Origin of the sequence: Pseudomonas sp. NBRC 111123, assembly GCF_001320205.1 — a bacterium.
Classification (GTDB): Bacteria; Pseudomonadota; Gammaproteobacteria; order Pseudomonadales; family Pseudomonadaceae; genus Aquipseudomonas; species Aquipseudomonas putida_J.
This window is the reverse complement of record NZ_BCAZ01000092.1, coordinates 1-6,108: the sequence shown is the minus strand read 5'-3', so window position 1 is coordinate 6,108 and position 6,108 is coordinate 1. Positions and strand designations below refer to the sequence as shown.

Annotated in this window: 4 protein-coding genes and 2 pseudogenes; all 6 read left to right on the top strand. The window is 51.1% G+C overall.

Annotation, left to right across the window (positions count from 1 at the left end; genetic code table 11):
* On the top strand, positions 1–588 hold a 588-nt coding region (locus tag APH27_RS26985), incomplete at its 5' end, for a DUF2345 domain-containing protein (protein ID WP_256250731.1).
* 54 nt (positions 589–642) lie between these two features.
* Complete coding sequence (locus APH27_RS25265; protein ID WP_060486205.1) at positions 643–2,340, top strand: triacylglycerol lipase; 1,698 nt, start codon at positions 643–645, stop codon at positions 2,338–2,340.
* A 25-nt stretch (positions 2,341–2,365) separates the two neighbouring features.
* A complete protein-coding gene (locus tag APH27_RS25260) occupies positions 2,366–3,346 on the top strand; it encodes a T6SS immunity protein Tli4 family protein (protein WP_256250730.1) in 981 nt (326 codons plus the stop codon).
* Positions 3,347–4,393: pseudogene (locus APH27_RS26280) on the top strand (DUF2345 domain-containing protein); the annotation flags it as partial.
* Positions 4,390–5,379: pseudogene (locus APH27_RS27285) on the top strand (DUF2515 family protein). The pseudogenes APH27_RS26280 and APH27_RS27285, both read left to right, overlap by 4 nt.
* Positions 5,372–6,108, top strand: a 737-nt coding sequence (locus APH27_RS25245; protein ID WP_060486204.1) for a hypothetical protein, incomplete at its 3' end; no start/stop codon positions are given. The pseudogene APH27_RS27285 and the gene APH27_RS25245, both read left to right, overlap by 8 nt.

The window sequence follows — 6,108 nt, the reverse complement described above, 5'->3', positions numbered from 1 at the left end:
ACCCACCTGCATAGTGGCAAGCACCTGACCGTGAGCACGGGTGAAGACGTCAGCATCGCCAGCGGCAAGTCGCTGCTGGCCAGTGTCGTGCAGAGCATCAGCCTGTTTGCGCAGAACGCCGGGGCCAAGTTGTTTGCCGCCAAGGGCAAGGTGGAATTGCAAGCGCAGAACGACGAGATGCTGCTGACCTCACTGCAGAACATGAAGCTCAGTTCGACGGCTGCCGGTATCGAGATCGCTGCCAAGGACGGGATTCTGCTGACCAGTGGTGGCGGTTACATCCGCATCAAGGGCGGCAACATCGAAATCCATGCGCCGGGCACGATTGATGTCAAAGGGGCGAAGAAAGTCTTTAGTGGCGGGACGAGCCTGTCGCACAGCTTCAATGAAATGCCCAAGACCGACTTCGCCGACCCGTATGTGATCAAGAAACTCAGTACCGGGGAGCCTGCGCCGGGGGTGAAGGTTGAGGTGACCAGGGCTGATGGCAGCGTGATGCAGTATGTGTCGGATGCAGCAGGGAAGATTCCGGTGCAGCAGAGTCAGATTGCTGAGTTCATGAAGATCAAAGTATTGGGGGATGCATGATGAGTGATTCCGCTAAGCCTCGTGTATCCACAGCTAGAAATAAGGGACCTCGCCATGGGAACTAAAACCTCGACACCCAAAGATGCCGCGCTGCACCTACCTCAAGAGTACGATGAGGATGGCATGCTGACGGCCAACACCACACTTTCTTCATCCAAAGACTCCGTAGAGAAGTGTGTAGCGTGCAAGCGTGACAAGGTAGTACCGATTATCTTCATTCCCGGAATCATGGGCACCAACCTCATGAACCTGAAGACCAAGAAGCGTGTCTGGGTTGCCCCAAACATGGACGGTGTATTCCCGGTTGTCAAAACGCTGGGCTTGCTGTTTGGCAGCTGGTTCAAGTCATCCAAACAAAGGCAGGCGGAACTCGACTCGACCCCGGGCGCGGTAGGTGTCTACGAAGGAGGCGAGTTGGACGATGCCGGCAGTGGGCTATCAAAAGATGACATGCGAATGCGCAAGTGGGGAGCAATCATGCGCTCTGCCTATCATCCGATTATGGGTGAAATGCAGCGGCAGATGAATGACATCATGCGCAACAACGATCTTCAGGGCGAATGGAAAGCGCGTGCGGAGCAAATGCCGAGCGATTGGGGGGATTGGGAGAACAACCCCAGCCTTGCAGCAATGGGCGATGCGAGCGGTTTGAAAATCGCAGCAGATACACAATATGAGGTGTGGGCGGCCGGCTATAATTGGCTTCAGTCGAACCGCGACTCAGCAAAAGACATCATCAATTACATCAACAATACGGTGCTTCCCCACTACAATGGCAAAGCCGAGAAAGTAATCATCGTCACTCATTCAATGGGGGGGTTAGTAGCCAGGGCAATTGTTGCATGTCATGGGTTTAGTAAAATATATGGCGTTATTCATGGTGCCATGCCCGCAACAGGCGCGCCTGCAAGTTACAAACGGGTTCGAGCAGGCTTTGAGGCTCTTGCAGAAAAGAAAATTTTGGGGCGAGATGCCGCAGATGGAGTGGCGGTGATGGCATTCGCAAACGGCCCGCTAGAACTATTACCTTCTCACGACTATAACGACGGTGAACCTTGGCTATTTGCAAAAGACAAGTCCAGCCTGGAAAGAATGCTTCGCCTTCCCGAGCAGTGCCCTTACGAAGAAATTTACAAGTCAGAAAAATGGTGGGGATTAATCCCGGAGCAGAACAATAAATTATTCGATCCCGCGGGCGTGGTTTCTGCCAGACAGGAAAAACCAACAAAGCTCAAAAGAGTAGAATCAACGCCTCCCTCTTTGCGACAAAAATTTGGCGATGTGATAGATGAAGTAAAAGTCTTTCATGCCGATATTGAAAAAAAATACCATACGAATACCTTCGTTCATTATGCCGCCGAATCGAAATCATCAAAACTTTATACGTGGGGGACAATTGAGTGGGCAGCCAACAGCCTACAAGGCCTCGATATTAAAACAGCCAATCTAAGCGGCGACAACCTAGACGCTGAAATCACGCTAAACGGTTTATATACCCTCAGTATTGGGCCTGGTTATTACCCTGGCGACGGCACGGTACCGGCATTCTCATCTACTGCACCCCGAGGTAAACCAGGCGTGCACGGCGCATTTGCTCACGGGCAAAATGGTGGACTACTAAACCGTTACTGCAAAGAAGGCGCGTTTAACAACACGGCGGGCTACGGCCACCAGGATGCTTACACTGACAAGGCCGGCCGAACGCAATTTGCCACTTTGTACAGCCTCGTAAGGATCTCCAAGAGCATTTGACATTTCGATTGTCAAGGAACCCGTAATGAAAATAGCCAGCCGTTTTTTACTCGCGGTAGCTTTAACATATGCAACATACTCCCTTTCCGCAGACACCAGCAAACCAAGAGAGGCCGTCATGCCTGACAACAATTGGAATACACACTACTTCGGCCGCTTTCAATTATCACTCCCGCAAGGCTCGGAAATTGCCACTGACTACAAGATTTTTGATGAAAAAATTGAGCTCGTGAGCAAAAATGGAAAATCTCAACTACCTGTTATTACTCAGCGCCTTATTGACGACTTAGAAAAAGGTGTCGCTCGCGGCACAAGCAGTAAATACGAAAAAACAATTCAGCTCGATAATGGAAGCGTTCTTCTGCTCTCGCGCCTCAGCACCCTATATACGTTTAACGTGTACTTGCTTACAAGTAAAAATACGTTATATCACATGATGATCAAGCGCGTCACACCCAACGGAGTACCTGAAGCTGTAGAAAATATGCGAAAACTAAGCAATGCCATTTATTTCAGACGTCCTGATGCGGCGCCCCCACACGGCGCGTTCGCATTGGAAGCGGGTTACTCTACGCTCCCCAATGATCAGTTTTTCGAATCTATCTATATGGGCGCGCAAATTGAGGGGCACACAGGAAACTACATAAGCCTCCTTACAAAGAGTATCGTTGAAAAAGAACCCAGTCTTCTCGAACGATTCGAGCAAAAAGAATATGACCCTGTAGTAGGAGAGCTGTCAAATAGCGGTCGCTTAAAAACACTTCGCAAGAACAAACGCACTGCCGGCGGCATCGAAGGAGAAGAGGTGGCAGTTGCCACTGAGATAGATGGCAAACCATTTTATGCGTTCCAATTCGAATACGACGGCACATTAGAGTCCAATACGCGTCCCTATATCGCCATTGAGTTAGGCACTCATGAAAATGGAAGCAACTTTAAATCGGATGAGGAGGCGTTGGCATTTTGGGATGAGTTGCTGCAGGGTTTCAAACCTCTTCCGGAGTGAATGCACGTGCCACGCACCGGCGAAGAAGTGGTGGTCACCTTCCTCGACAACGACATCGACCACCCGCTGATCATGGGCCAGGTGTACGGCGGTCATAAACCCGCCTGGCACTCCAGCGGCCTGATGAGCGGTTACAAGAGCAAGGAAATCGGCGGTGGCGGTTTCAACCAGTGGGTAATGGACGACTCCACCGGCCAGGTACGTACCCAGCTGCACAGCAGCCACGGCCACACCCAGCTCAACCTCGGCTACCTGATCGAGCAGCGCGGCAACAACTGCGGCGCCCTGCGCGGCACCGCCTGGGCCATCCGCAGCGGCGGCCGCGGCAAGACCCCGGGGTACCAGAAGCCCCTGCTTATCGCCTCCTCCCCGGCCGACATCGCCACCGCCACGCCACAGAACACCCACCTGCACAGTGGCAAGCACCTGACCGTGAGCACGGGTGAAGACGTCAGCATCGCCAGCGGCAAGTCGCTGCTGGCCAGCGTGGTGCAGAGCATCAGCCTGTTTGCGCAGAACGCCGGGGCCAAGCTGTTTACTGCCAAGGGCAAGGTCGAACTGGAGGCACAAAGTGATGCGATGGAACTGACTGCGCTGCAGAACATGAAGCTCACGTCGCTGGAACAGTTGATCGAGATGTCGGCACAGAAGGAAATCCTGCTTACCAGCGGTGGTGCCTATATCCGCATCAAGGGCAGCAATATCGAGGTGCATGCGCCGGGGACCATCGACATAAAGGGGGCGAAAAAAACGCTGGATGGACCGGCCAGCATGGAACACACGTTCAAGGAGCTACCCACCGGTCCTGACTCTGGCATGTATGACGAACAGAACAGGTTGATGACCAGTCACGGTGTACCGCTGGAGAACGTGGCTGTCGAGGTTGAAATTCCAGGTGAAGGTAAAAGGGCTTATTTTACCGATCAAGATGGTGCTACGCCCTGCTTCTTTAGCGACAAAGCCAAGAATGCAAAAGTTAGTTTGATTCCAGACGAATTGATAGTGCCCGCGAATGCGGACAAATACGTGCCGAGAACAAAATCATGAAGGAAGATTTTAATCTTAATGCGCAGGTTTGCTCAGTCAATGACTTGAACCCTGGCTGTGTGGATCTTTGGACGCTCGGCCAACAAACTGCAACAAGACGACTATGCATCAAAACTCGGCTTGAGTTTAAAGAGCCCGCACGTTACGAGCTCGTCGAAAATTTCAGTACGCGCGCGGCACGCATCGCCGGCAACTACGGGAAAATCTATCTGGAACTGGAGAGCGGCGGCAAGCCCGAACTCAAAGGGCGATTCTACTGGACAGGGCTTGCGGCGTTTGCCAGCAAGCAGGTCATGTGCGCGCTTGATTATTCTAGTACTACAAAAATGCGCTACACCACTGTTGGCTACGCCGCACTTGAAGCGACCAAAGTATTTTTAGGAAAAGGGAATTTTTGGCTTTTTCAGGACATTTTTGTATGGCACTGGTTCTATATAAATCATCCAGAGCAGTTTAAATAATGTATGTGCAGCCGCAACTGGGCGAAGTACAACGATCGTTTCAAGCCTGCTTTCGAGTCGCTCCCATGGGCAAGTGAAGCACCGGCTAAAATCAACAACCTCCAAGTAACTGACTATCTCGCACAAGGATTTTCCTATTTCCCCAAAATCGAGAAAAGTGCTAACCGTGATGACCGCCGAACGCAACAGCTGGCGTCACTCATGGCGATTGCGAACCATGAACAGCTCATGATCCTGCAGCCATTGATTTATGAAAGCAAAATATTCAAGACACTGCTCAACAGCCAGGCTTTAGTCGAAGGCCATTTCGGCGTACCTCGTCGGCTCGCTGCATTCAGCACGGCGTGCGAAACGAACGACCCTCAATACGACATCGTAATGACTGAAGGCAAGTTGCATAACGCCACAGACAGAATGAAATTCATTGGAAACATTGCAAACAAGTACCACAACCTTATGCAGGCCCAGAACGCTCACATGGAAAGCACAATAAGAACCATTGCATCTTGGAGTGAAAATGCGTAAGCCCGTAATTATCTTGCTGCTCGCAGCGCTGCTTGGATGTGAGAACGCTGAAATGAAAAACGACAAACCCACAATCAAAATAAACTTTGACGAACCTATTCAGTCCCTGCTGTCAAAATCGACTGCACCGCTGTCCAAAGATTGCAATAGCGATATCTGCTTTTTTGAGTTCGACATCTCCTCAGCCAACCCGAACAAAGCCGTATTGACCGTTGAAAGCAAAAGCCAACCTGTGGTTTTTGACGACGTTATCAGCGCGACATTGATGACTTACAAAAGTGATACGCTCTCAAATTCGTATGTCACATTGAATGGCGTAGCGCCAAATAGCGAGCACGAGCTCGCCATGCATTATTTTAGTGAGATGGTATCTAAACTTGGCAAAGCGGGATGGCAACGCTATATCTATCCAAACGAGGCGAGAATACCAGTCACCGAAACTGGCAAGTTCAAAGAAGTGGATGAAGTCCTCGGCACTCCCGTCGCAACTGGCCCATGGCAAGACCCAACCCTGGCGCTGGATAAAGATAAGTGGCTATCTATGCCGATGTTCAGCAATTGGCTGCTGTATCGAGGCAATGAGTACCTGAAGCTAAGCGTACAGCGTGAAAACGACACGAAAGCGCCTAGAGAGAAAGGGTCCTACTTGTTCACCTTGACCTTCCGGAGTGAAGCCGATTTTTACAAGGGTTTCGTTGATGACGAAGACCGCGAGAAATGGACATCCCG

Bases quoted from the DNA above. Each gene is read 5' to 3' on its own strand.
- APH27_RS25265 (WP_060486205.1), top strand. From the start codon at position 643: ATGGGAACTAAAACCTCGACACCCAAAGATGCCGCGCTGCACCTACCT.
- APH27_RS25260 (WP_256250730.1), top strand. From the start codon at position 2,366: ATGAAAATAGCCAGCCGTTTTTTACTCGCGGTAGCTTTAACATATGCA.